Origin of the sequence: Paenibacillus sp. FSL R7-269 (assembly GCF_000517865.1) — a bacterium.
Taxonomy (GTDB): Bacteria; Bacillota; Bacilli; order Paenibacillales; family Paenibacillaceae; genus Paenibacillus_AQ.
Window position 1 is genome coordinate 65,588 of sequence record NZ_ASPS01000028.1, and the last position, 25,627, is coordinate 91,214.

General features: G+C 53.4%; 13 protein-coding genes and 1 pseudogene. 3 read left to right on the forward strand and 11 right to left on the reverse strand.

Annotated features, from left to right (window positions below):
* Nucleotides 1–3: 3 nt before the first annotated feature.
* Both C162_RS14545 and C162_RS14550 read right to left on the reverse strand, forming a co-directional pair.
* Nucleotides 4–1,527, reverse strand: coding sequence for a sugar ABC transporter ATP-binding protein (locus C162_RS14545; protein WP_327196380.1), 1,524 nt, complete (start codon nucleotides 1,525–1,527; stop codon nucleotides 4–6).
* A gap of 72 nt (nucleotides 1,528–1,599) precedes the next feature.
* Nucleotides 1,600–2,640 (reverse strand): ABC transporter substrate-binding protein, encoded by a 1,041-nt coding sequence (locus C162_RS14550; protein ID WP_036695202.1) that lies wholly within the window; start codon nucleotides 2,638–2,640, stop codon nucleotides 1,600–1,602.
* Between the two features lie 269 nt (nucleotides 2,641–2,909).
* Between C162_RS14550 and C162_RS14555 the strand changes: the two genes are divergently transcribed.
* The 3 genes from C162_RS14555 to C162_RS14565 are packed head-to-tail and all read left to right on the forward strand — an operon-like array spanning nucleotide 2,910 to nucleotide 7,272.
* Complete coding sequence (locus C162_RS14555; protein ID WP_036695203.1) at nucleotides 2,910–4,712, forward strand: cache domain-containing sensor histidine kinase; 1,803 nt, start codon at nucleotides 2,910–2,912, stop codon at nucleotides 4,710–4,712.
* Between the two features lie 2 nt (nucleotides 4,713–4,714).
* A complete protein-coding gene (locus C162_RS14560; protein ID WP_051493503.1) occupies nucleotides 4,715–6,313 on the forward strand; it encodes a response regulator in 1,599 nt (532 codons plus the stop codon).
* Nucleotides 6,310–7,272: a sugar ABC transporter substrate-binding protein gene (locus tag C162_RS14565; protein ID WP_063829021.1), complete on the forward strand. Its 963-nt coding sequence runs from the start codon at nucleotides 6,310–6,312 to the stop codon at nucleotides 7,270–7,272. The genes C162_RS14560 and C162_RS14565 overlap by 4 nt, the downstream gene beginning before the upstream one ends.
* A 3-nt stretch (nucleotides 7,273–7,275) precedes the next feature.
* On the opposite strand, the gene C162_RS14570 is transcribed toward C162_RS14565, so the two are convergent.
* From C162_RS14570 to C162_RS14605, 9 genes and pseudogenes are all read right to left on the reverse strand, one after another.
* Complete coding sequence (locus C162_RS14570) at nucleotides 7,276–8,631, reverse strand: hypothetical protein (RefSeq protein ID WP_036695205.1); 1,356 nt, start codon at nucleotides 8,629–8,631, stop codon at nucleotides 7,276–7,278.
* A gap of 324 nt (nucleotides 8,632–8,955) precedes the next feature.
* Nucleotides 8,956–17,082 (reverse strand): endo-1,4-beta-xylanase, encoded by an 8,127-nt coding sequence (locus C162_RS35975; protein WP_051493505.1) that lies wholly within the window; start codon nucleotides 17,080–17,082, stop codon nucleotides 8,956–8,958.
* Nucleotides 17,083–17,317: 235 nt separating this feature from the next.
* Nucleotides 17,318–18,235, reverse strand: a complete 918-nt coding sequence (locus C162_RS14580; RefSeq protein ID WP_036695206.1) for a carbohydrate ABC transporter permease — start codon at nucleotides 18,233–18,235, stop codon at nucleotides 17,318–17,320.
* 15 nt (nucleotides 18,236–18,250) lie between these two features.
* Entirely contained in the window at nucleotides 18,251–19,210 is a 960-nt protein-coding gene (locus tag C162_RS14585) for an ABC transporter permease (protein WP_036695207.1), read from the reverse strand.
* Nucleotides 19,211–19,324: 114 nt separating this feature from the next.
* On the reverse strand, nucleotides 19,325–21,004 hold the full coding sequence (locus C162_RS14590; protein WP_036695208.1) for an ABC transporter substrate-binding protein: 1,680 nt from the start codon (nucleotides 21,002–21,004) through the stop codon (nucleotides 19,325–19,327).
* 100 nt (nucleotides 21,005–21,104) lie between these two features.
* Nucleotides 21,105–22,859, reverse strand: a complete 1,755-nt coding sequence (locus tag C162_RS14595) for a sensor histidine kinase (RefSeq protein WP_036695209.1) — start codon at nucleotides 22,857–22,859, stop codon at nucleotides 21,105–21,107.
* Nucleotides 22,860–22,871: 12 nt separating this feature from the next.
* Nucleotides 22,872–23,198, reverse strand: a pseudogene (locus C162_RS37610) (helix-turn-helix transcriptional regulator); the annotation flags it as partial.
* Nucleotides 23,199–23,550: 352 nt separating this feature from the next.
* A complete protein-coding gene (locus tag C162_RS36905) occupies nucleotides 23,551–24,102 on the reverse strand; it encodes a response regulator (protein ID WP_051493511.1) in 552 nt (183 codons plus the stop codon).
* A gap of 119 nt (nucleotides 24,103–24,221) precedes the next feature.
* Complete coding sequence (locus tag C162_RS14605; RefSeq protein WP_036695210.1) at nucleotides 24,222–25,571, reverse strand: glucuronoxylanase; 1,350 nt, start codon at nucleotides 25,569–25,571, stop codon at nucleotides 24,222–24,224.
* Nucleotides 25,572–25,627 lie beyond the last annotated feature (56 nt).

The following is a 25,627-nucleotide window of genomic DNA, read 5'->3' on the forward strand; positions in this document are numbered from 1 at the left end:
GGTTCAGCCTCCCGCAATCGCCTGCATAATCTGCTGCTGGCTCATGTCCTTCTCTGAAATTTCCTTCACCTTGCGGCGGTCGCGCAGAATGGCGATCCGGTCGCTGACCCGCAGCACCTCCTCCAGCTCCGAGGAGATGAACAGGAACGACATTCCCTGCCGGGAGAGCGTCAGCACCAGCTTCTGAATCTCTGCTTTGGCTCCGATGTCAATCCCCCGCGTCGGCTCATCGAGGATGAACAGCTCCGGCTCCGTCAGCAGCCAGCGGGCCAGAAGCACCTTCTGCTGATTGCCGCCGCTGAGGTTCTTGATCAGATGGTCCGGGCTGGGAGGATTGATATTCAGCATGCGGATGTATTCTCCAGCCAGCTCCTCCTGCCGCCCACGCGGGATCGTCTTGAACATTCCATCCTTGGCCTGGAGCGCCAGAATAATGTTCTCTCTTACCGTCAGATCGCCGATGATCCCCTCGGTCTTGCGATTCTCCGAGCAGAAAGCGATCCGCCGTCCTATGGCTTCCCGGGGAGAGTGCACCCCGCCGCCGGATGACGGCAGGATCACTTGCCCGGAATCCGGCTTGTCGGCACCGAACAACAGGCGGGCCGCCTCCGTCCGCCCGGAACCCAGCAGTCCGGCCAGTCCGACGACCTCTCCCTTGCGGATCGCCAGATCGAACGGCTCGATTCCGCCCCGGCGGCCCAGCCCTTCCGCCCTCAGCAGCTCATCGCCCAGGCTGTTCTTGTCCTGTGCCGCAAGCGTTGGCAGCTCATCCAGCAGATGAAGCTCCTTGCCGATCATCTTGAGTACGAGATCCAGTTGGCTCAGCTCGTTCGCCATGTATTCACCGACCAGCTCGCCGCCGCGCAGAATGGTGACCCGGTCGGAGATTTCATACATCTGGTCCAGAAAATGCGTCACAAACAGGATCGACAGCCCCTCCTGCTGAAGCTTCCTCATAATGCGGAACAGCTGATCCACTTCGTTCTGATCCAGGCTTGAGGTCGGCTCATCCAGAATCAGCACCTTTGCCGAGATATTCAGTGCTCTGGCTATAGCAACCAATTGCTGAACTGCAACAGAATAGCTCTGCAAGGGAAGGGTGACGTCAATGTGCAGATTCATCCGTTCCCGGAGCAGCTCTTCTGCCCGCAGATTCATCTGCTTCCACTGGATACAGCCGAACCGCCGCGGCTCCCGGCCGATGAAGATATTCTCGGCGACCGTCAGGTTGGGGCACAGATTCACCTCCTGATACACGGTGCTGATGCCCGCAGCCTGTGACTCCTGCGGGCTGCGCATGGAGATGGCTGTGCCCTCCATCTCCACAAGGCCTTCATCAATCGAATAGACGCCGGTCAACACCTTGATCAAGGTGGATTTACCGGCGCCATTCTCGCCCATCAAGGCATGCACCTCGCCGGGGAACAGGCGCAGACTCACATCTGTCAGGGCTTTCACCCCCGGAAACCGTTTATGTATCCGGGTCATTTGCAGTATGGGCTGCTGTGTGCTCAAGGCTATATCCACTCCTTATTCTCCTTAGACAACCGCTCCGGCGGTTCAAGGACCGCCGGAGCAAGGTTTCTTTTGGCTTGCTGATTAATACTGGCGGCTAGGCAATGCTTCCTTGGCCTGCTCGGAAGTGAAGGTGGTCTCCTCGGTCACGATCCGCGCTTCTACCTGCTTGCCATCCACCACATCCTTCACCACCTGCATCAGCTGAGGTCCAAGCAGCGGGTTGCACTCGACGATGAAGTTGATTTTCCCTTCACTGGCAGCCTGCATTCCGTCCTTCACGGCATCGACAGAGATAATCTTAATATCCTGGCCCGGCTTGAGGCCTGCTGCTTCAATCGCTTGAATAGCCCCCAGCGCCATATCGTCGTTATGGGCATACAGCACATCAATTTTCTTATTGGCCTTCAGGAAGGCCTGCATGACTTCTTTGCCCTTGGCGCGGGTGAAGTCGCCGGTCTGTGAAGCAATGACCTTGAGGTGCGGGTTATCCTTAATAGTCTCGGCGAAGCCTGCCATCCGGTCATTGGCCGGAGCAGAGCCTGTAGTTCCCTGCAGCTCTACAATATTAACGTCCTCGGAAGCATCCTTATACTGCTCGCTCAGCCACTTCCCTGCCTTGCGTCCTTCTTCCACGAAATCGGAGCCCAGGAAGGTAACATACAGTGAGGTATCCTTGGAATCTACCGCACGGTCTGTCAGAACAACCGGAATGCCCGCCGCTTTCGCCTCCTTCAGAACCGTATCCCAGCCGGATTCCACTACCGGAGAGAAGGAGATGACATCAACCTTTTGCTGGATAAAAGAACGCAGTGCCTTGATCTGATTCTCCTGCTTCTGCTGGGCATCCGAGAATTTCAGCGTGTAGCCCGCTTCCTTGGCTGAATCCTGAATCGACTTCGTATTCGCGCTGCGCCAGCCGCTCTCCGCCCCGACCTGCGAGAAGCCGAGCGTAATGTCCTTGGCCTCCTTGGTGGCATTGGCCGCCGGCGCCTTCGTTGCTGCACTGTCAGTCTTGCCCGCATCCGCCGCCGTGTTCCCGCCGTTATTGCTGCTGCATGCCCCCAGCAGGGTCATGGACAGGGTCAGGGCAAGCACAGCCCCCACTTTTCCAAGCTTCTTCATATCTCCTTATTCCTCCCCCTTGACGTTCACCATGTTCCGGTGTTGTGCTCATTATAGAACGCTTACAAAAGGGCATTATACGGGCAGTCTTTGGCGTTTGCTTTCTAATTTTGGGTTTATTCCCTCCGAATAGGTATTTTGGTGTACTTTTTTATTCAAAAAGTGGATATTTTGTTTGCGCTTTCTTTTCTGTTTCGGTATTCCAATATTTGTTATAAAATAGAGCTAGGAACGGCATCTACTCTACTTGTGAAAGGGAATTCCCGATAATGCGGATTACACGCTGGATCTCCTCCAGTCTTAGAGCCAAACTGCTGGCTTTGTTCATAGTGCTGTCCACCATACCGCTGATTGCCGTCGGCCTTATTTCCTACCAGAAATCCTACCAATCCATCTCCAGTCACAGCAAGGCTTCAAGCATGCTTCAGGCCGATATGCTGGGAACGAATATGGACAACCTGTTCAAGGATACCGAGCGTTTGCTGGAGCTTAGCAATAATCCACAGGTCATCCACTTTCTGTTCTCGCAGTCGGAGACCTATCAGGAGGCCAAGGACATTCTGCAGACCTTCACCCTCTACCGGGACACCTACAAGTATGAGAATGTCCTCAACATCAGTCTCATTAATCTGTACGGCAAAGGCATCAGCGAACGCCGGGGAATCTTCCAGTCCGCCAGCAACCCGCTGCGCAATCCGCATTTTCAGGCATTATCCCAGAATCCGGAGCTGATCCTCCGGGTGCCCCCGCCGCTGATCACCGGCTATGACCGGGTAGACGGCTTCACCTACAGGAATGAGGGCGTGATCTCGATTATGAAGGCGGTCAAGCAGCGGATTACGCATGAGGTCATCGGCTATATCATAGTGGATCTGAATGATTCCTTCATTAAAGAGTTCTGCGACAAGGTGACGATCGGCACTACCGGATTCTTCTACCTGCTGGATGAGCAGAACAATCCCCTCTATGTTCCTCCTGTGCGGGCGGGAGAGCTGGCCGTTATTCAGGACAATCTGATCCCTGCGGGGGAACGGGGCAGGAGCGGCAGCTTCGTGCTTCAGACGGGCGGACCGCCCCGGTTCATCGTCCATACCTCCTCACTGGCAACAGGCTGGACGATTATTGGCATAGCCCCGCTGCAGGAGATTGTGGCCGAGGCGAACCGGATCAGACAGCTGATTATTATCAGCGTGGGACTAAGCATTATTTTTGCGATCACGCTCCATTATCTGCTCACCCGGCGGCTGACCCGGCCCATCCAGCTGCTCCAGCACAAGATGCGCCTGACCGCAAGTGGCTATCTGGAGGCCAAAGTCAAGCCGGACGGCACCGATGAGATCGCCGATCTCGGGCAGAGCTTCAACATTATGGTCGAGCAGATCAAAGAGCTGCTGGCCCAGAGCATCCGTAAGCAGCAGCAGCTGCAAAAGGCAGAGCTGCGGACGCTTCAGGCGCAGATTAACCCTCATTTTCTGTATAACACGCTGGATTCTATTGTCTGGATGGCAGAAGCGGGGAATCACGATGGCGTGATCCGGCTGGTGAAGGCGTTATCCGCGTTCTTCCGGCTTAGCCTCAACAACGGGCGCGACTGGGTACAGATCCGCTCTGAGCTTGCCCATGTGCAGAGCTATCTGATTATCCAGCAGATGCGCTACCACGATATCCTGGAGTTCAAGGTGGAGGTGGCGGAGGAGCTGCAGGAGTATCCGATACTGAATATGACTCTGCAGCCGCTGGTTGAGAACGCCCTGTATCACGGAATTAAGAATAAGCGGGGCATGGGGCTAATCCGCATAGGCGGCTACACCGACGGCGGCACCATTATGCTTACGGTCTCGGATAATGGCATCGGCATTCCCGACGAGCGGCTTACGGCGCTGCGGGAATCGGTCGAGCATCCCATCCAGTCGGAGGAACCCGAGGACATCGGTCAGGGCGGCTTCGGCCTGCAGAATGTGCATCAGCGGCTGCGGCTGTATTTTGGGCCCGAATATGGTATCCGTCTGGACAGCTCGGAAGGCTATGGCACACAGATTACGGTTCGCATACCCAAGAACAGGGGGGTCTAGTGATGAAGAAGATTATGCTGGTGGATGACGAGATCCTGATCCGCGAGAATATCCGGGAATGCATCGATTGGGAGAAAGAGGGCTTCCTCTATTGCGGTGACGCTCCCGACGGGGAGCTGGCGCTCCCTATCATTGAAGCGCAGCTGCCCGACATTCTGATTACCGATATCAAAATGCCGTTCATGAACGGCCTGGAGCTTACCTCTGTCGTCCGCCAGAAATTCCCGCAGATCAAAATCATCATTCTAAGCGGTCATGATGACTTCCAGTATGCCCAGAAGGCGCTGCGTCTGGGGGTGGAGGACTACTGCCTGAAGCCGTTCAGCGCTGCCGACCTGCTACAGCTCCTGCGTAGCGTCAGCGCCCGGATTGATGAGGAACTAAGGATCAGGCACAAATATGCTTACACCCCCGAGAATCTGTTCGCGGATCTGTGCGGAGGCCTGATCAGCACCGCTGCCGCTTACGAAGCGGCGGCCCAGCTTGAGCTGCAGTTAACAGCTCCATACTACGCCGCCGCTGTATTTACTCTGCAGCCGCAGAATATGGAGGATTCTCCAGAGCCTCCCCCCGCTTCACCGGATGCAGAGGCAATGCTAGCAGGCCTGCTCAAGGAGGCGGCCGACAGCTTCATCTACAAGCGCAGCCGCACGGAGACGGTCCTGATCTATAAAGGCAGTGATCCGGCCAAGATGAACCAGACTCTGGATGACCTGTGCGCGGCAGCGAAGCAGCGGCTGAGGGAAGGCTGCGGGCTGGAGCTGTCCGTCAGCCGGGGCAAGGTCTGCGAACGTCTGCAGGGCATTCACCTCTCCTATCTGGAAGCCGAGAATGACCGGATGTTCAAGCAGATGTCCAGAATGCATTCCGCCGCCATGCTTGAGGCGTATTATGACCCTAGCGCCCATGGGGTTCTACTCGACAGAAGCCGGCTGGTCCAGTTCCTGAAGTCGGGCGACCACAGGCAGATGTCCGGCTTCCTGCTGGAGCTGTCCAAGGAGCTTGAACAGATGAACTGGAGCTCAGGATATGCCTGTTACCTGATGAACGATATCACCCTGGAGCTGGTCCAGACGGCGAAGAACGGGTTCCGCGCAGCTGCGGGCCACGCCGGCATACTCCAGGAATTGCAGACACAGCTGAAGCAAATCTCCAGTAGTGAGGATGGCCTTCAGTATCTCAAGCAGTTATACGAGCGGCTATGGGAATGGCGTTCCGAAGGAGCAGACAAGCACCGTGAGCTGATTGACCGGGTGAAGGAATATATCCGTGAGCAATACGACAAGGAGCAGCTCTCCCTGAATGACATTTCTAAGGTGGTCAGGGTCAGTCCCAGCCATCTGAGCAAGACCTTCAGTCAGGCTACCGGGCAGACCATCACGGAATTCCTGACGGCTACACGTATGGACCGGGCCAAGGAGCTGTTGAAATCCACGGGGCACAAAACCTTTGAAATCGCCTATCTGGTCGGCTATAACGATCAGCATTATTTCTCCAACCTGTTCAAAAAAGTAACGGGGATGACGCCCATGGAATTCCGCAGGCAGGGAAATACCGGGGAGCAGCTGCACACGATCCCAAGAGGGGCGGGAAATGCGTGAGCGTAAACAGGCTTCGGGGATGGTCTGTGGTTCTTCTGCTGCTGACGGCAGGCTTCCTGCTTGGCGGTTGCCTACAGTCCGCCGGAGCAGCGGATACTCCCGAGAAGACAGCGGGAGATTCTCCGTTAAGTGCAGGCGAAGAACCTCCGCTGACATTCGGCATTATCTACCCTATGGTGAATGCCACTTACGAGATGATCACCGAAAAAGCGGAAGCGGTTGCCAAGAAGCATAATGTGGAACTGCTGGTGCAAGCTCCCGATGAAGCCAATCTGGAGCAGCAGATCCGCATCATGGAGATGATGATTAAGCGGGGGGTAGACGGCATTGCGATTGCTCCGGTGGATTCGCAGGCGCTAACCGCCATGATTAACAAAGCGGCCGCCCAAGGGATTCCCGTGGTCTGCTTCGAATCGGATTCGCCTGCCAGCCGGAGAGCAGCCTATATCGGGGCGGATAACCGGGCAACCGGTGCAGTGATGGGACAGACGGTAGAACGTCTGCTAAGCGGTAAAGGAATGATTCTGGTGGAGTCCGGGATGTCCCGGATGCAGAGCACCCGGGAACGCCTGCTTGGACTTGAGACCTACCTGACTAAGCATACGGACATTGATGTACTGGAGATCCGCCACAATGACGGCAGTGAGGAGCGGGCTGCCGGGCAGCTGGAGCAGATGATCTCGGACCATCCCCATTTCAGCGCGCTGGTCAATCTGGATTTTGTCTCCGGCACCAGCTCTGTCCTGGTCTGGAAGGCCAAGGGGCTAAAGCGTTATAACCTTGCCCTCGGCCTGACCCCTGCCTTGCAGCAGGCGCTGGATAACGGCCAGATTACCCGGGTCATCTCACAGAACGAGCAGAACTGGGGCGAGGATATCATCAACACGCTGCTTTTACAGGCCAAGGGGGTAGATACCGCCCAATGGATCAACACGAATATTGCGATTATTGGGGAGTAGCCTTTAATAAGCCCCGGCGCTCAGCTTCAGAATCGTGCCGGTGGAAGCCGGAATGACATCCGCATAACTCCCCAGTCCGAAATAGAAATCGCCATTCTGTTCCTCGAAAGAACGGGCGAACGTATCCCGGCTGAAGCGGAAGACTTCGCTCCAGCCTTCCCCGCTGGCTGCGAAGCTGGCAGTATTTTTGCGGTAAACAGCATTCGTATATTGTCCTGGAGCTTCCTTCACGTAACCGAGCACATATACCGTCTCCCCGCGCTCCAGAATATCCATTGGCACTACAGCAGAGTCAGGCAACCGTTCCTTGCGCACATTCTGGAAGTTAGCTCCGGCCGAGAACAGTCCCTGCGGGATCGATTGATGATCGTTATAGATCACCCCTGCAATATAGAGCAGCCGGTCGTTCACAGGGGTCGTGCGCAGGAGCTTCAGCCAAGGCTGTCCGCTGACACCGGGAACATTCACTTCACCGGGTTTGGTAACGAAGCTGAGCCCTGGGAACAACTGGGTACTGGTAAAAGTCAGCTTGGACGTCTGAATCCCCCCGCTTGTGCTCTGCTTGATGGAGGTCATATACCCTTTCTCATTGGCAATTCCCTGGGTCTTCCCAGCCGTGGCTGAGGAAGCATACAGTGTATCGCCCAGCTCGAACAGATTGTACGCACGCATAATACCGTACTGGGAGACCGAGCCGAGGCGGGTCCAGGTTGCTCCCTTGTTCGAAGACACGTAAATCAAAGGCCCTTCGTTAGCGCCCAGTGCTGCGTACAGCTTGCCTTTGTAGTATGCCATGTCGTACACATGAATACCTCCGGGAATGTTCATGTATTGATCCCAGTGATCCCCGTTCAGCCGGTAAAAATTCCCGTAAGCCCACCCCGGTACTCTGGAGTCATGCCCGGGAATATACAGCTCTCCGTTCAGCACCTTGAAGGTATCGATCTGCTCATCCATGACATAGACATTGGTAGTCACCTTGCCTGTCGCCGGGTTCGTATACGTAACATCCTGGACAGAGAATTTATTCTGGGCAAGATCCCAGTAATAGATTGGAACCGGCCCCGCATTGGGCGAAGGCGCATTGTTGCTGCTGTTGCCGTGGCCCAGATAGATTTTGCCGCCAAAAAGCTGCATGTCCCAGACATTACGCGCATAAGCCGCTTTCTTGAACGGGCTGCCCAGCACTGCAATGGAAGAACTGACGTCCACAGCAGCCGGAGCCGCAACCTCTGTCCTGATAACCTGTTCACTCCCGACAGGCGAAGCCAGTACCCGCCCCCCTCCCGCATATGATGCAGCACCCAGCAGCATAAGCCCCGCACACAACCGGCTTATATGTTTTATTACTCGACGCATAGTAAATCCTCCTAATCTTTGGAATGAAGCAATGATAAACTAATTATTTGTAAAAAAGAAGCTATACAGGAAATATTAGTACTTCCGGTATAACCGCAAGGCGAACACGTAGCGGCAGAGCTGGGCGGGAAGACCCAGAGTTGCGGGATGCCCGGGTACTATCCAGTAGTGTCCATTCGCTCATCAGCAAGTGTACTTTATCCAACAAAAATACCCTCCGGCCAGCCAGCATCCGGCCCATCTTCCGATGGGTGGACGCTCGCGGCCGTGAGGGGTATTTGATGTAATTCTATGCTTTTACCTGCGGGGTTGTGCTTCTCCGAGTTACTTCTTCAGTATGCGGAAAATCATGACGGCGGCTTCCGCCCGGGTGGTGGCTGCGGCGGGATGAACGGATGTGCCGTCTCCCCTCACGATGCCATCTCTGACCAGAGCGGCTACACTATTTACGGCATACTTCGCTACCTTATTGCTGTCCGTATAGCCGCTTAAATCTCCGGCACTGCCGCTAACGGTTAATTTGTTCACCGCCTTCAGTGCTCTGGCAGCGATCACCATCATATCCTGTCTGGTGATTTCTCCCTTCGGATTGAAACTGCTTCCGTCTACTCCCTGGATGATTCCGAGCTTCTTGGCAATGCCCAATGCTTCATAATAATAGGCTCCCTGACTGACATCTGTGAAGCTGGAATCTGCCTCCGCTTCAAGTCCCAGAGCTCTCACCAGCATCAGCACGAAATCCGCTCTCGTGATGTTTTCCCCTGGATTAAAGGTCGTACCAGAGGTTCCAGTGACTATACCCAGCCCGTATAGCGTGTCAATCGCCTCCGAAGCCCAGCTATACTTGGCCTGCACATCCCGGAATGGGCTGACAGGCGCTGGTGTCGGTGCTGAAGTCAAGCCTGGTGACGGCGCTGGCGACACTACTGTTCCAGGCACAGGGGTAGGCGTTGGTGCAGATGACGGCATCGATGTCTGCGCTGGTGTAGATATTGGCGTCGGCGTCGGTGTCGGTTTCGGTGTTGGTGTCGGTGTCGGTGTTGGTGTTGGCTCAGACGGACCGCCGCTGTCTTTTAGCGTAGTTACAGAGAGGGCAGGACCATTCTTGCTCCAGTTCCCGGCTTCATCCCCGGCCTGCACCGAGAAATGATACTCTGTTCCCGGAGCAAGCCCGGTTACCTCGTACCGCTGCTCTGTTCCAGACAACGCAGCGATTTCCTCTGCTCCCCTATAGACTTTGTAGCCTGTCACTCCCTTGTCGTCAGCAGCCCGCGTCCACGTTAGTGTCAGAGCGGATGCAGTGATCCGTGAAGCTTCAAGCTTGCTTCCCTCCATCCAGACCGGAGGTGTGGTGTCCGTAGCAGGCAGCGTGGTGGCTGACACAGAAGGCCCGCTCTCGCTCCAATTGCCGCCCGTGTCTCCTGCTTCCACTTTGAACGTATACGGCTTACCCGGCTGTAGTCCCGTTACTTGATGACTGTATACAGCACCCGTTACGGTCTCCGTATACACAGCATCTGTAACCGTAATCGGTTTATCTCCGGTTCCGTTCGTAATCCGGTACCCGTAGATGCCGCTGTCATCAGTGGCCGTAGCCGACCAGGTCAGCGTCAACCCGTTACTCGTGATACCGGAAGCAGCAAGCGTACTTCCTTCCGCCCAGACCGGCGGCGTGACGTCTTGACCCTGAAGGGTGGTCACTATAACGGACGGTCCGTCCTTACTCCAGTTCCCCGCAGCATCGCCTGCCTCTACCTTGAAGGTATACGGCGTGTTCGGCAGCAGTCCGGCTACCTCATAACGATATACGGCTCCGGTTACGGTCTCCACCGGTTCATTGCCGGTTACAAGCACCGGCTCAGCATCGATCCCGTTGTAGATGCGGTAGCCGGTAACGCCCACATTATCCATTGCAGCCGGCCACGATAAGGTAACCCCTGTACGCGTAATATCGGTAGCTGCAAGCTTGCTTCCCTCAGCCCACACGGGCGGTACTGCGTCTCCCTTGCCGCTGAGAGTAAGGCTGCCGAACACCTCTGTTGATTTTGCAGCCCGGCCCAGCAGATCATTCCAGGTGGCTACGCCGATCAGGCTGGACCCGGTTGCGTTGTTCACCTGTGCATCGAACCGGATCTGTGTCCCGTTCTCCGGCTTCAGCGTGCGGAACGGAATTTTCATCTCCACCGTATAAGCCGTTCCTTCGGTTACCGCCGCCGATGCAAATCCCGGTGAGACCGCCGGTGTCGAATTACTGAGGAACTTGAAGGACTGCTCACCGGCATAATTGACCCGGTATTGCCCGTCATCCTCGCGGTACGGCCAGGCGTTCATACGGTCTTCGTCCACATAAGCTTCCACGGAGTCCTGCTTCGTCTTATCCGTGCTGGCTTTGCTTAACTGCGTATCTTTGACCTGGAACAGTACATAGAGATTCTCTTCATCCCATAGCGTCCGGGCGGTTCCTGTGGTCTCCGCTGTCGCCATAAGATGATTATCAATCTGGATCTCCGGCGCATTCGCCCAGAGGCCGTCTATGCTTCCATCAATCTCAGGGGTACCATACAGCGCCGTAGAGCTCTTAGTCTCTGGAGTCACATAGAGCGGATGACCGGCCAGATACTTCTCAGGATCAAGGATGGCATAATATGCCGGCTTCGGTGCCAGCGAACTGATGAACGGTAACGGATTCTGGCCCGCTCTCCAGCTCGCGCTGTCCGCATATCCCCAAAGGGTGACACGCGCAATAACATCCGCATGCTTCTTGTAGATCTGGAACAATTGGGCATACAGGCTCGCCTGCTTCTCTGCCCACTCTGCTGAGAGGGAATAATTCATGCCTGCCAGCACATCCAGCTCGCTGATGGAGAGCTCCACGCCCAGCGAAGCATATTTCTCAATCGCCGCTTCCACATTGGCAGGCTTGGTTCTCATATCGTAGTGGGACTGCAGCCCGATGCCGTCAACCAGCAGTTTGCCGGGATGGGCCAGCGCATAACGGTCATTGATCTCTTTGACCATGTCATAGATGGCATCCCGCTTTTCCGGGAAATCATCATTGAAGTCATTGTAATACAGCTTGATATTCCACGCCGGATTGTCATTCAGCACTTCCCTGGCGGCAAGGAATGCCTGCTCTACAAAGTCAGGGCCGACAGAATAGTACCAAGGTGACTTACGCAGCGCATCCTTCCAGTCCGTTACGGCGGGAGGACCATCCTGCATCGCCTCATTGACCACATCCCAAGAGATCACCGAATCCTTGTAATGCTCCATGACAGTACGGATATGGGTTCTCATATTTGCCAGTGCTTCACTGCGGCTAAGATAGACCGGATTCCCCGCCCCATCCTTCACGGCATTGCCTGAGGCATCTACCTGCTGCGTGAACCACGCCGGAGTCTGGCTATGCCATACCAGCACATGCCCATGGACCTCCGCTCCAATCGCCCGGGATTTGGCAACCATATCGTCTGATTTGCTGAAGGTAAAAGTGCCTTTGATCTTCTGCAGCGCATCCGGCTTCATCTCGTTCTCGAAGGTCACGACATTGAAGTGATAATTGAAGAACGCATTCTGTCCGTTGCCCGGATTAAGATCATTAGTGCCGGGTATATTGCCGAGCAGGAAGTCGTTCTTATACACCTCCTGGAGTGGAAGAATGCTCTCCAGCCCTGTGTCTGTGAAGCTGAAATCATCAATATAGTAAGACGCAACCATACTGTTCGGGCTCTCCACATATAAAGTGACATCATCGTGCAGATAACGGTAGGTGCCTTCCAGCTTCACCCAGTCTCCGCCTGCACTAAGCGTCTGTGTAGCCAGACTGACATAGTACGGCGTTGGCGCATTGACCTGTGCCGTCAGCTTGAGCTGTGCGCTTGCCGGGCTGATCAGCTTCACCCAGACTGTTGCCTTGTACTCGTTACCAACGGTGACAGCATCCTTGACCGGGACCGAAGGTCCGTCCGGGTTGGCGGCACGGCCTGTGACCTTCAGAGCATATGCGCCGCCCGCTGTATGGTTAGCTTCTTTGGTCACCTCCAGCTTCACGCCAGCACTTCCCTTTGGCTGGAAGCCTTGCACGGTCCCATCCTCGAAATCTCTTACCGCCTTCATCCCTGCTGTAATAGTGAACGGGCTAACCTTTACACTGACACTTCCCTTAATAACAGTCAGCGTAAATCCGCCTCCCTGGAGGGTAATAACGGTCTTCACTCCCAGTTGCTTCAGCGCTTCATTCCCATCCAGAACAGCCTGTGCTTTGGCCATCAGCTTAGCGTTATCTTCACCCTCTACTGCATTAGGAACGGTAATCCGGGTGCCAATCAAGGTCGCCGCTTCCTCTACCGCCTGCTGATCTGCAGTAATTTCCCCCGTCTCTCCCAGGGTCTTCACCAGGGTAACCCCCGAGAAGGTGACTTTGAAGTCCGTTACAGCGCTGGTATTGGTTCCATACAATTGTACCTTGGCAGCCTTGAAGAATTCCGGAGTATACGTGGACGGACTGCCCATCGTGGTCCAGGAAGAGCCGCTGTTGGTCGAGAAATAGCCTTGCACCACATTGCCTTCTTTTACAATCCGCAAGTAATAGGTAGTCCCGCTCAGATTGGTCTGATTCGTATTGTTGGTGAAGGACTGGGTGCCGCTTTTGCCTGAATTATTTACTTTGATATTGCTGCTGACCTTCCTTGCATTGATCCGGTAAAATTCTCCGCTTGAACTGCCGCTGATGCCAAGCCCAACCTGGGAGTTCTCGCCCATCGATGGATCATTCAGCGGTTTGTCAACGGTAAGCTTCGCCGTCAGCGTCCAGTTCCCTTCAGCGGAGCCTGGAAGCTGCAGCATATTATGGCTGCCCGGATAGTCCGTATCGCTCTTCAAGGTCTGAATCTCTGCACCATCCGCACTATAGCGGAGTGCAGTCTGCGGATCAGCCGGATTTACCACCTCCCAGCCTGCCGGAAGGCCATTCGAGAAATCAACCACCTCGTTCGTACTGAAGAAGATTTTATAGGTCTTCACTTGTTCGCCTTTGATAAACCGGACCACTGCCGTGCCTTGCGCACTGTCTGCCTGCGAGATGCTCACAAGCTCAGCCGGTTCGCTGGTTACCGCCGTAACCTTCGGAATGGCGTTCCCGGTTACTGTATATTTATATTCATATTTCCCTTCGTCAAAATCAGACGGCTGAACGCCATCGATAAAGAGGTTGCGGGAGACAACCGCCTCAGGAGTAAGCGACATTTGGTCCGCATACAGGATGTTGGCATCCTTCGCATACACCGCCAGTACCACCTTTGCTGTACCTGCGGGTTCTTCATACGTGAATGGTTGATTAGGCGTCTCATGCCAGTCCGCCACCTTCACATCCACAGGCTGGAAGGAGCTGAGGCCAAGCGGGCCGCCCTCAAGAATACGCCCAATCAGTTTCCCGTTCTGCCAGTAAGCCGGATCGCCAGCTTCACGGGCAGCGTAGGGTTCCGGCATATCGCGCCCATTAACCGGGTCCATGCCAAGCTGAACTCCATCCTTGTCGTAATACACCAGCGCCACTTCCACATCCCCCGGTTGCTCCGCAGCGACATCATAACTGTCCGGGCGGCTCATCATCGAGAGGAAATAGCCCTTGAAGTTATAGCTCTCTCCCTGGCTCAGCTTGCCGGTCACATCCTGCCAGATGCCGTCATACTGCTCCGCAGCTGCTGTGCGGCCCGCAAGCTTCCCGGACCCGGCAACCTTGGAGGTAGAGCTGTTCTTCAGATAACGGGAGAGTCCCGAGTAACTCTGCACTGTATCTGCCGTGAGTACAGGTCCAGTGACAGCAGGCTCGAAGCTGCCGTTATTGTAACGGCCTGCCGACCAGTGATCGGTACTTACGCCTGTAGCTGTATCGAAATCTCCATTCAGCAGCAGGTTCCCTGGAATCGTCACAACCGAGTTATTGGCAGCCGCACTCCAGTCGGAATCGCCTGCGCCGAACAGGAAGCGGTCAACGGTAATCGTACCCTCGGCCCCATTGGGCTCAGCCACAATATAGAGATCCTTATGCCCGTAAGCACTGAGATCACCAGTATCGACCATAGCCTGGAATTTGCCGTAGCTATCGTTGGCCGGTACCACAATCGCTGCGACCCGCGTACCTTGGGACTGAATATCGGTCCTGCTGCCGACAGCCGTTCCCACCGGAAGGACGTATGCGGCAAGCTTGCCTCCCTGGGCCGACTTCGTCTGGGCAGTAAGGTATAGCAAGTGTCTGCGGACTACACCGCCGTTCGCCGAGCCGTCTGCAAAGTTCACATTGTTGTAAGCGAGGGTTCCGCCTGTCCCAAGCTTCACTGCCTCATTGGCCCGGCCCGCCTGGCCTGCACTGTCGCCGGGCACACGGTTATCATTCCCCTCTGCTTCCAGCGTGGAGAAGACATCGCGTTCCCCGTCCAGTCCCTGATAGGTGGCAAAGGTTCCCTTGGACGGAACGATTGTCACGATGCTGGCGGACGGAATGTCAATAACGAACTTGCCGCCCGATAACGGAATCGTACCCAGCTTCTTCTGGTTCTCGCTTCCCGAGGTGCGGAACACCGTCACACTGTCCGTTCCTGCCGGGAAGTCCTTCAGATTGAATTCCAGCGGCTGGACACTGGCATCGTTGTTCGCGTTGGATACCGTCATCGAGAAATCACCCGTAGCCGGATTCTTGAAGCCGACCACATTCAGATCAGGCGCCGGTACGCGTGTAACCTCAAAGCGCACATCGCCGGGATTCATGAACCGGGAGAAATGCCCGTAGCTGTAAAAGCGCTTGAACAACCGGTATTCACCGGTCAGTGTGCTGATCCGTCCCGGCTCCTGCTGGGAGTTGGTTGTCACGAAGCGGATCAGGTCAGAGCCGTCTGCGCCGTTGCTGTCCCACATGCTCCACCAGACAAAGCCGGTGAAGCCCGGATTACTGGTGAACATATTGGTCATCAGATTGGACCAGCGCACAGCATCATTAATATTCTGATTGCCGTAGCGCTGGGTATACGCCCCAGCCGATCCGTCACCGGTGTCCTGATTCATAAATTCTGCCTGCCAGAGCTTATACTTGGTCAGATATTCGGGATACTTGCTTCCATCCTTGGTGTAATCCAGAGGACTCTTGGAGAAATCTCCGGTGTGGTACAGTTTGTTCTCATCCGTACCAATGCCAACAGTTCCGTAGAGATGGGTGGTGAATACATCGAGATAGGGATTCTTGTCGAGCGCATTATCCGGGTCGGTCTGCGAGAACACCTCGCCGCCTCTGCTTAAGGAAGCGCCCAGATTGGTGCCGTCCACTGCGGCAAGCTGGGGAACGAAGTCAATGAGCTTGCCTTCCGGGTTCTTAATATCATAGAGGTCGCCGCCGGGCTGCATCGATTTTTTCAAGGCAGGACCGATATAGCCGTTAATCAGTTCCGTAACGTAAGCGGCTGAACCGCCCGCCAGATCGACTTCGTTGAAGGGATTGATGTGGGTAACCGGAATCCCCCACTGCTCCCACATGCCGCGGATATAATTGACAAGATAATCTGCATAGGCCTGATAATATATTTTGACGGGTTTTCCGCCAATTGTGGCGATATCGCCGCGGACAATTTTGCTGGGAGAATTGGTGTTGGATTGGCTCATCCAGTAGGGTACAGTCCAGGTGCAGGCGTAGAATTGCTTGACACCATACTGCTGTGCCTGGCGCATGGTCCAGACCTGATCGATATCGAACAGCTCTTTGCGGGTACGCGGGGAATTCTTGATGACTACAGGCTGTTCACCGGGCTTACTGAGGAGATTGGTCGGGCCGCCGTCGTCATTGCCGCTCGGCTGATTCCAGGAGGGATAATCCCATACAAAGTCTTGCACAGGTACAAGCGTTCCAGGAGCATGCTCCGGTTCAACCGGCCAAATGCTGTCGGTATTTCCGTCGTAATAGCGGTTCTCCGCTTCGATCTTGTAGCCGTATTGTCCTGCTGTTCCACGCAGGGGAATGGCATTCCCCTCAATGTCAAAGCCGGGATTATTCACATCAGCCAGGAGACTGGTGAGCGGGTTGAACCCTGGGCTTGCCGCAGTAGCCCCGGAAGTCGTCAGGCCGCCGTTGTCACCGATGATCACCCGGACAATGTCGTGGCCTGTACCCTTCTGTTCACTGAAGGTCAGATCCAGCAGATGCCGGACCGTATCCTGATGGCCGGCCGAAGCGAGCTGCAGCATATGCACGGAATCCGTATACGCATAGGCGGCTCCTACACCATCCATCGTCTGATAACTCTTGTACCAATCGGCGGTTACCTGTGCCTGAGCAATAGCAGACTGCACGGCAGCAGCCGGAGCAGCTTGAAGCGGGTTAGAGAATGGCATAGGGGTAATGACGGATAGCAGCAGCACTCCAGCCATTGAAACTGAGAGTGCCTTTCTCCTGATCTTTTTGCTCATCCTAGAGATTCCTCCTCTTGTATGCGCTTACATTGGTTTTGCCTGGTAATATCCTACCAAATCAGATTGTACATTTGTAGAAGAAGGATGCACGATTCATTTTAAAATAACACTAAAACACTTTAATTTTTAACGATATGAGAACTTCGCTCATCGTCCATCAGCAAGTGAAGAAAAAGGCAGCGATTCTCCATTGACGAGAGAATCGCTGCCATACGTTTTGGATCCTTTTCAGTCAGCCCTTTACCCCGCCAACCGTCATCCCCTGCACGAAATATCTTTGCAGGAACGGATAGACCACCAGGATTGGAACACTGGCTATGATCGTCATCGTTGCCCGCAGCGAAGTAGGCGTTACCCTAACAGCATTCTCAGCAGATTGATAGGCGTCTACCGCCCCTGCCGTTGCAGAGGTGTTCGTGGTCTGCAGGATTTTCATTAATTCGTACTGCAGAGTACTTAATTTGACATTGGAGGAGTTGTACAGAAAGACGTCAAACCATGAATTCCATTGTCCCACCGCAACGAACAAGGATACGGTTGCCATTGCGGGAATGGTTAACGGCAGTACAACGCGGATAAAGGTAGTGAATTCTCCCGCACCGTCTATCCGGGCCGATTCCAGAATCCCTTCGGGAAGGCCTTCGATGAAGGAGCGGATAATGATCATGTTGAACACGCCGATCACCCCCGGAACAATATAGACCCAGAAGGAGTCTGTCATGCCCAGATTGCGGATTAGCAGATATCCTGGAATCAAGCCTCCGCTGAAATACATGGTAATTACGAAGAATAGGGTGACAAACTTGCGTAGCACAAACTCCTGGCGGCTGACGGTGAAGGCCAGCATTGCCGTGCAGAAGACCGATACTGCAGTCCCAATCACCGTACGCAGCAGTGATATTAAGGTCGCGTGATAAATCTCCGATTCTCCGAAGATATATTTATAGTTGTTAAAGGTCCACTCGCGCGGCCACAAATAAATACCGCCTCTCACGGCATCATTGGCATCATTGAAGGACACGGCAATCATATTAACAAAGGGATACATCGTGACAACCATCAGACAAATCATAAAGATTACATTGCAGATATCAAATACCCGGTCCCCCAGACTGGAGTTCCGTAAGCGGGACGCTTTACTTGTTTGCATGACATAAACCTCCTTTTAGAATAATCTGCTTTCTCCCATTCTCTTGGCAATATGATTGGCGGAGAAAAGGAAGATAAAGCTGACTACGGTTTTGAATATGCCTGCCGCGGTCCCTAAGGAAAAGCTGCCCATTCCCAAACCATACTTCAGAACGAAAATATCCAGGTTCTCCGAGTATTCCAAATTCATCCCGTTCCCCAGCAAATATTGCGGCTCAAATCCGGATTCAAGAATATTACCCAAGTTCATAATCAGGAGGATAATGATCACCGGCTTGAGTCCGGGAAGCGTAATATTGAGCATCCGCTGAAAGCGGCCCGCTCCGTCGATTTCAGCCGCCTCATATTGGGAAGGATCAATTGAAGTAATTGCCGCCAAATAGATAATCGTGTTCCAGCCTACGTCTTTCCATACCTGGGCTCCCGCGAGAATCCCCCAGAAATAATTTCCTTTCCCCATCCACAGCACCGGTTTGTCCAGAAGATGCAGCTTCATCAGCAGCAGATTAACGATTCCGTCCGGAGATAACACGGTCAGCACTATACTCGACGCCACAACCCATGAGATAAAGTGCGGCAAATAACTAACCGTCTGAACCACACGTTTAAATACAATATGTTTAAGCTCATTCAGTAAAAGGGCCAGTGTAATTGCGGTTACGAAGCCCAGTATCAGTTGAAGGGTGCTCATCACCAGCGTATTTCGCAGTACCCGGTAGAAGGTGCTATCTTCAAACAGAATCCGAAAATGCTTCAACCCCGCCCATTCCTGCTCGGAAAAGCTTCTGGCCGGTTTATAGTTCTGAAAAGCCATGGTCCAACCCCAAATGGGAAGGTATTTAAACACAAAAGCCCAGATTACGAATGGTATACACATAAATGCCAGCGTTCTCTGCTGGATAAGGCGGTTGAAGAATAATCTGGTTTTATTTAAGCCCACCCCATTGTTGTTGTGGGCTGGGGTTACAGAACTCACTGGTTTCTCCACTTAATCTTACTCCCTTCCGGCTCCTTGGTGTTTAAAGCCTAAGGTCGAAAGTGACAACTCACTTACGACCCCGGGCCTCTAACAACTTATATGATCTCTAGATCACCATTTACCTGCGACGCGGTCCTGTACCTTTTGTGTAATGAAACTCTCGTACGTCTTCTTGTCCAGCTTGTTTAACTGATTCATGTAGTCGTCCCAATTCTTGTTGAAGTTGGCCGGTGTGTCCAGAATCATCGAAGGCAGATGGTTCCGCTGGAGATCATCCGCTTTGGTGATGAACATCTGCTCAGGTGACCCCTGCTCAAGGGCGATGGACCACGCCGGGAACCATGAACGCTCATCCGGATTGCTGAACAGCCCACTGAAGGTCTTCACACCGTATGCAGCAAGGAGCTTCTTGTCACCCTCCGTGTAGCTGAAGGTTGCCACCTCCGGCTGACTGCCGGGACCATAGGCGTTGCCGTCCTGCAGAATGGAGCTGTTTCCGTAACGAGGCCAGCTGTAATTGAAGTAGTCGAACCCGAATTTCATACTCTTTTCAGGATCTTCGTGCATTTGCCGTTGTTCATCGTTGGCATACGTGAAGCGGCCGTTCTCATCAACTGCATAGCTTTGGTCTTTGATGCCCCACTGGACCAGAATCTGATTTTCTTCTTTCAGCAGGTTATCGAAGTACTTGATAATGCGGACCGGATCTTTGGCTTTGACGGTAATGCCTACCCCGTAATTGTTGACAAAGCCGGGAGGGTCAATATATTGATCCTTAGTTCCTTTATCGAACACGATTGGCAATGATACATACCGTTTATCATCATTGCCGGCTTTCTTCAGATTGTTGGTTGCATCCCCAACCTGCCAGGAGTAGCTGAAATAACCGAGTACGCGTCCGGAGGTCAGCTTCGCCAAATACTGGTCTTTGTTCATGGTGAAGGACTCCGGATCAACCAGGCCTTCGGCATTGGCCTCATTCAGCTTCCCGATCCACCGCTTCTGGTATTCAGAGCCCGCGACCAGCTTGGCTTCATGGGTCTTCATGTCTATGATGGAGCTGCCGTCATTTGGAGAGCCTGCCAAGTGCATAGCCGGATTCTGGAGGGTATAGAAGCTGCCCTGCTCACCCGCAAGGGTAGCGAAACCAATTGTATCCTTGCCGTCCACCTGAGGGTGCTTTTCCTTGTACTGCTTGATCAGGTCGAAATATTCATCCAGAGTGGTGATTTTTGGGTAATTGAATTCCTTCAATACTGAGCGCTGAAGATAGAATCCCGTCTGGAAATTAGGCTCGGACAGGTAGCCGATATTGGCACCATAAGGGAAGAAGTAAAGTTTACCGTCCTTCTGTCTGAATTTATCAAAATAAGGGCCATAGACACGCTTGATGTTGGGTCCATACTTCTCAATCAGATCATCCAGCGGAATGAAGGCTCCTGCTTCCATCAGCTTGGCCATTTGGCCACTGGAATCAATAATGTCAGGATAATCACCACTGGCAATCATAACTCCAGCCTTCGTATCGCCATCGCCTACCAGATATTCTATGTTCCAGTCCACGCCGGTTTGTGTCTGCAGCTCTTTCCCGATCGTAGTTTCACTGCCCAGGACCTGCTTCTTCGGCCCGCCAAAGCTGAAATACTTGTACGTAACCGCTGAGGTATCTTCTTTTCCTTGATCCTCCTTGCTGTTCGCCGCACTGTCAGACGAGTTTCCGTTACCACAACCTACCAAAGCCGCCGCCATAACGAGTGCCAAACTAGCGGTCATAATCTTGCTTTTTAACATTTCGACTAAATCCCCCTTACGATTCTTAAAATCCTTCAATAATGAAAGCTCTTTCAATATAACAAGTAACCGCTTTCTTGATTACCCAACAAACCATACCTCATACTTTGAAAAGCATACCCAATCCCGTTTCTGACGAGCCCTCTTCTTGTAAGGGAAGAATAATCTCAATCGATGTCCCCTCACCGCTGCGGGCATTCATTGTAAAAGCAAAGCCTGCGGGGTAACAAAGCTTCAGGCGGCAGTACGCATTCTTCATCCCGACACGCTCACCGATATCATCGCTATCCTCCAGATACCGAATCAGTTCCTCCAGCTTGTCCGGGGCCATGCCGATCCCGTTATCCTCGAAGCTGAAGATTAGCTTGTCCGCCTGCACGGTAACTGAGATTACGATAATCCCCTTATCCGGGCTTGATTCAATACCATGGATACTGGCATTCTCCACAAACGGCAGCAGAATCATCTTGGGAATTCGCTGTCCAAGCGCCGCCGGATCAGCAACGATGCTATAATCCAGCTTCTCGCCGAAGCGGTATTGCTGGATCGTAAGGAAGCTCTCAATCAGCTCCAGCTCCTCGCGGACGGTAACATCGTTATGGCTCCAGGAGAGGGATTTGCGGAACATTTGGGCCATATGCTGAATGATCCTCGCGGTCTCCTTCTCCCCCTTGATGATGCTGCGCATGCGGACCGATTCCAGCGAATTGAACAGAAAGTGGGGATTGATCTGGCTGTGCAGGGCATGAAGCTGGGCCTGCTGCTGCTTCAGCTCCAGATTTTTCTTCTGAATATCTGCAACATAGACCTCATTAATCAGACTGTGGATCGTTTCGGTCATCCGGTTGAATTCGGCGGTGAGCTGCCCGATCTCATCTCTGGCGTCTTCAGGGGGAATCGTCTGGAAGTTCTGGGCCTTCACCTTCTTCATATGCCTCAGAATCCGCACCAGCCGCACGTGAATGGACCTTGATATGACAGCTATGATAATCGTAGGCAATACAAAGTTGATGCAGGCCAGCCAGATGAGAAAAGCCCGCGACTCACGGACCTCCTTCAGCACGCTTTCCTCGTCCATCACGCCCTTCAGTGTCCAGCCCTCCAGATAATTAATGCCACTGTACGCTTCATCAAAGATAAGCGAGCTATCGGGAAAGCTGATCTCATGAAAGTAAATATCCTTCGTAAGATTGGCCGTCACATTCCCGAACTGCACTCTGCCCTGAGGGTCCACCAGATAGACCTTGCCGTCGAATCCGTTTCCAAAAAAGATCTGGTGTATCTGCTCCATATTCAGGTCGATCTTGACAAGCTGCTCGAAGCCGCCGGAATTGTAATTATTCAATCGCTGAACCAGGCTGAACTTCTGGTCCGCATAGACAAAGGTTGGATAGGAAGCAGAGGAGGCCAGGGACCGGGTATACCAGCCGGACTTTCGGATTTCGCCGGTTAACCGTTCCATATAGCCGGAGGCTAAGATGGTGGGATTATCCGTATACACCTGATACCAGCGGACCCCCTGCATATTCTGATCGGCCAGCGCGCCCCTCAGATAAGAATTGAAGGTGTCCACATATTCCTTTTGGCTGGCAAATTTGCGGGTAATGGTTTTGTTGAAGATGGCATCGGTATACAGCGAATACGAAAGGCCGACCCCCTGATCAATCGTCACACGCAGGTCGTTTTTCAGATTACTCAGCGCCATATCTGCATCACGGATTTTTTGATTTCGTATATTAGAAGTGGTCACATTATAGAACACGATATTCGTCAGCACGATAGGAAAAAAGACCGACAGCACATACATCAGCAGCAGCTTATCGCGCAGCTTCAAATAATTCAGGAACCTCTTCATAGGACCACCCCGCTATTCTTTGCCGATCAGCAGATTCCGATATTCCGACGGCGTTAGCTGCTCCAGCTTTTCAAATTGGGTCACGAAATAATCAGCATTCTGAAAACCGACCCTGCCTGCAATCTCGTACATTCTCAGATCGCTCTGCCGCAGCAGCTTCTTGGCTTCCTGCACTCTAAGCTCCAGGAGATATTCATTGAAATAGACGCCATAGGTCTTGCGGAATAGCCGTCCCAAATAAACGGCATTCATATAAAACATGGCCGCTATACTCTTAAGGCTGATATTCTCGTGGTAATGAGTGTCTATGTATTGCTTGATCGGCTTGATTCCCCCCAGGCTATTCTCTCTGCGGAGCCGCACCATATATTCCGCCGCTTCATGTATGGCCTGCAGGAAATGCTCCTGCAGCATGGGCAGGCTCCACTGCCCATGGCCCTGTTCTGCCAGCCCCTTAAGCCGGAGGATTTCCGCCTCGTTGCCGTCCATCGCTGTAATCACGCCAAGAATGCCCGTCATACACCGGGCGAGCGAGCCGGTCACGGCTTGCGGGGTGAAGCGCTGTTCCTGGAATAAGGTGAATATGTTGTTCACCGTCTGCTGATAGTCTGTCATGTTGCCCTCCTCCAGCTCCAGGATCAGCTTGTTTGCCAGTACCGGACTCATATCAAACACGTACAGTGCTTTCTCCCTAATCTGCGCATATGTAATGACCCCAGTATTCTCGGCATATTTGTGCCTGCCTGTCCAGCCCCAAGGCTGCTGCATAAGGTTCGGCTTCCTCCGGCTGGAGGTTCTCTTGCACCAGTGCTTCCATAATTGCACTTGTCGTTAAGTCATCATTGGTCAGCGCGGCAATCCGCTTCCGGCCCATGGCATACGACAGCTTCCGGAGCGCAGCAGTCATCTCCTCTTCGTCTATGGGCTTGAGGATGTAGTCGCGAACCCCATAGCGCATGGCCTGCTGTGCATAATTGAAATCGTTGAAGCCGCTGATTATGATGAATATCATAGGCAGTCCGGCCTGTGTATACACACTGCGGATCAGATCCAGCCCATCCAGAGTGGGCATACGGATATCCGTAATCACGAGGTCAGGCTCCAGTTGTTCAATCATCTCCAGCGCTTCAGCGCCATTATTGGCCTCTCCCACAACGCTGAATTTCAACGCTTCCCAAGGAATGATTTCCAGCAGCCCTTTACGAACATACACCTCATCGTCTACCAGCAACACTTTGAACATGATACCCCTCCTTATTTTCCAAAAAAATCCCGGCCCGTAAACGCACTATGCAAGCTGCGGTTTACAGGCCGGGATGCTGGGTCTATCTGCGGTTAAGTCATAAATGCTGCGGCTGTATTCTACTCGGCAAAAACTTCATCAGCCAAGGCAGGATCTACTTCAATGTCATAGATTGCATCCGTTACCGAGCTTTTGCTGCTTCCGAGTGTGGCTACGAAGGTAGTTACACTAAGCGCAGGCAGTTGGGCGGTGAAAGCGCCGTTCGACACATTAATGTTAGAGCCGGCAGCCACCTTCCGGTTGGCGTCGGTAATCCACGAAGCAAAGCTGGAGGCTGTGCCGTTCTGCAGGACGAACCGCTGGCTGACCGCCGAAGTACTTTTATTAATAGCGACAATAACTGCCTTGTTACTGCCCTTGTAAGCCGAGACATAGACATTGGTATTCGGATTCTTGGTCGCGTCCACTCTTACATAACCCGGGCGGACGAACTTGGAGAACTGGGCCATGCTGTCCCCGCGCTTGCTGATACTGCCGTCCTCATTCATCGGGCTGTATTGACGGCGGATATACCACCATACATAAGCCTGGAAATCCCCTTCCACCAGTGCATTGTGCATATGATAGGCTACTTCCAGTGCTTCCGGCCACAGGTTGGCCGAGTTGTTATTGCTGTTAGGGTAATAGACCTCGGTCATCCACAGCTCTTTGCCTGCACCCTTCTGCTTGAAGAGCGGATAGGCAAAGTTGTTCACCTGTGTTCCATACAAATGCGCCCCCAGAATGTCCATATTGGCCAGCGCCTGGGAATCATTCAGAATCGGGTCGGACATATTCTTCAGATATTGGAAGGACTCGGGAGCAATAACCCGGCAATTGATCGAACCGGCATAATTCTTCATAAAGTTCAGGACTTCGGCAGGTGTCCACCAGGTCCAGGTCTCGGCATAGTCCGGTTCATTCTGTATCGAGATCGCATACAGGTTAACCCCGTTATTCTTCATATAGGTCACGAAGTCATTCAGATGCTGGGCGTATGCGCCGTACTGGTTATATTTGAGACGCTTGGCTGAGGTATTCCCATTGTGGTTGAAGGTCTCCGTCATACTTGCAGGAGGATTCCAGGGGGAGGCGAAGACGATGGCTCCCTTGGCAACGGCCGCCTTGGCCGTATCCAGCTCCTTAGACCAGTTATTCTTGTTATCGTCCACAGAGATTCTCAGAATGGATAATCCCAGCTGGTTCGCTCCGTTACCGAAGGCGGTCTCCCGCTGCGCGGCCGTCAGATCGCCGATCCAGACCGGGTGGTTGATGCCCCCGAATCCGCGGATCACCTGCTTCTGGGCGGACAGATTGACCGTCACATCGCTGGCTGCTGAAACTTTGGGCGGCGGCGGCACCACCAGCATTGACAACATAGTAACCGTTGCCAGCAAGGTACATAATGATTTTTTAAACGTTGATTTCATTGCTTCATCTCCTTTTTTATGATTTCCGCACAACATTTCTGCCGAATCCTGCCTCT